Source organism: Vibrio sp. 03-59-1, assembly GCF_013114135.1.
In the GTDB taxonomy this organism is placed as follows: domain Bacteria; phylum Pseudomonadota; class Gammaproteobacteria; order Enterobacterales; family Vibrionaceae; genus Vibrio; species Vibrio cortegadensis.
The window spans coordinates 1-2,283 of the sequence record NZ_VTYA01000048.1; the positions used below are offsets into that span (position 1 = coordinate 1).

3 protein-coding genes are annotated in these 2,283 nt (G+C 39.9%); all 3 read left to right on the forward strand.

The window, feature by feature from the left end; all coding sequences use genetic code 11:
- Positions 1-147 precede the first annotated feature (147 nt).
- The 3 genes from F0249_RS19680 to F0249_RS19690 all read left to right on the forward strand — a co-directional run bounded on the left by F0249_RS19680 (position 148) and on the right by F0249_RS19690 (position 1,653).
- On the forward strand, positions 148-465 hold the full coding sequence (locus F0249_RS19680; RefSeq protein WP_171757605.1) for a hypothetical protein: 318 nt from the start codon (positions 148-150) through the stop codon (positions 463-465).
- 138 nt (positions 466-603) lie between these two features.
- Positions 604-1,077, forward strand: coding sequence for a hypothetical protein (locus F0249_RS19685; RefSeq protein WP_161755582.1), 474 nt, complete (start codon positions 604-606; stop codon positions 1,075-1,077).
- 135 nt (positions 1,078-1,212) lie between these two features.
- On the forward strand, positions 1,213-1,653 hold the full coding sequence (locus F0249_RS19690) for a hypothetical protein (protein ID WP_171757606.1): 441 nt from the start codon (positions 1,213-1,215) through the stop codon (positions 1,651-1,653).
- Positions 1,654-2,283: the final 630 nt, after the last annotated feature.

Genomic DNA, 2,283 nt, shown 5'->3' on the forward strand with positions numbered 1-2,283 from the left:
GACTCCTAACGCTTGCCGATTTCACTCTGGTTTGAATTTTGTGTTTACGGCGCAATGGTTTAGTCTGGGTTTTCTAGCGTTATCGCACCTTAATTGGGCGTTATGAATCACTCAAATTTCAACGTTACAAAATAAATAGGTTAGGTTATGGAAAACGATACTAAAATCGAGCAACTAGCTCAGGATCTAATTGAAACAAAACGACAAATTAAAGAGTTACTTAATCAAGAAAAATCACTTAAGGACGAAATTAAACCTCTTTTACAGGAACATGGCTCTGTAAGGTTTGATTATGGAAACGTGTACTATGGTGAATCCAAAGGATCATCAACCTTTAGTCGTCCAGAAGTATTGTCATATATTCGTGATAATTATGGTGATGCCTTAGCTGACCAAATTGATGAAGATTGCACTAAGGTTGGAGACCCTAAACAGGTTGTGTACGTTAAGCTAAATGATTCATAACAAAGCGTTTAAGACGGATTCCCAACGCTTGGCATTTTTGGTTTACTTTGAATTTAGTGTTTACGGTACAATACTTTAAGTGCAGTGGTCTGCGTTGCTCACCACTTAACGCGGCGTTATATTTTATTGGAGTTCATTGTGCTAAACAGAATCGAAGAATGGATTGATTTAACTAATGAAAGGTTTTCTAGTCAACGGCAAAGTTGTGCGTTGTTTGCGACTGAATTTGCTGGTTTTTACTCTGAAGAGTTTCTAGCTGACTCATATTTTGTAGTCGTTGATAGTATCCCAAAACCAGATTTTCCAGAATTACGCCAAGCGGGTCTAGGTGATTTTCTTGATATGGAAGTCCAAGGCATAACATACAAGAACACTTACTATATTGTTCCGAGTGTCGCTAAGAACTTACGTTTGCATTTTCACGAGTTGGTGCATGTTGCCCAATGGAAGACTTTTGGTGCTATTGGCTTTTTGCAACGCTACATCACCGAGGTTCAAAGTGTTGGTTATAACGAAGCACCGCTAGAGAAGTTAGCTTATGCATTTGATCTTCACTTTTCTCAAGGTGGGCAAAAAATTGATGTCCCAAGCTATGTAGAAAGTAAAATATAACAAAGCATTTAAGACGGATTCCCAACGCTCGGCATTTTTGGTTTGCTTCAAAATCGGTGTTTACGGCACAATACTTTGAGTTCGGTGGTCTGCGTTGCTCACCACTTAACGCGGCGTTAGCTTTCAGGAGGAAGCGTGGAAGAATTGAGTTTATTAAATGAACTGGGCTTTGAATCTCATGTAAGCATTGGTGCATCCGTCGTACTACTATCTTTCATCATAAAGACGCTATATACCGAGCATATGCAACGATTTATGCGCGATGCTTGGGATTTTCTATCTAGGAAGTTCAGTCAACATCAAACCAATATGCCTCCATCACTGTATGAAATGATGCCAGCAAGAGCTCAGCGTTGGTTTGATACTTTTGAAATGACGTGGGGCTATACTGTTGTGTTGGTTTGCTTGATGTATGAACTGTTCATCATTTATTTGGCTACTAAGCCTGAATTTTGGCTATTACCACTAGATATGAAGCTTAAGTTAGCGGGAATGTTTTGCTTATTTGTTTTGTTTAAATTCACAGCACTGAAAAGTAGTAATCGGATTTTACATCGAAAATTGCAGCGTGGTTGAGAAAAAGCTAACAAAGCATTTAAGACGGATTCTCAACGCTTGGCAATTTCAGTTCAGGTCAGCTTAAGTGCTAAATGTGGCAAGGTTTAAGGTTGAGTGGTTGCGTTGTTCACCACTTAATGCGGCGTTATATTGCATAAGATTCAAAGGGTTAAATTATCCGTTTATCTTTGTTCTGCGTCCGAACTACACACCTGTTCGTCTCGTGAAAAATGCCATCAAAATGACCATCGCACGTAGAAAGTGTGGCGGTTAATTAGCTGCAACGTCACGCAAGTCTCCTCGTTAGTAAGTTTCGCTGGCTCAAGTTCATTTTTCGCGGCTTCTTTTGGGTGGGGGTTTCATTGAAAATTGTGGCTTCAGCGCACTTTGCTGTCAGGTTTCTCGCTCGAATTCTTTGCTATTCTGGCTCTTCGAATGACTCCAATTTCAGCTCATTTCGTTTCTTAGCCAAGTGCGTTTTGTTGTCTATGATTGAGTTTCGAACTATCTGTTTTACTTCTGAGTTCAAAGCCAGTAGATTTACAACCAATTCAGCACCTTGGCGCTAAACTTGGCTCTGTCGTGCGGGCAATATAACAAAGCATTTAAGAGGGATTCTCAACGCTTGGCATTTTTGCATCTACTTCA

Bases quoted from the DNA above. Each gene is read 5' to 3' on its own strand.
- F0249_RS19680 (WP_171757605.1), top strand. From the start codon at position 148: ATGGAAAACGATACTAAAATCGAGCAACTAGCTCAGGATCTAATTGAA.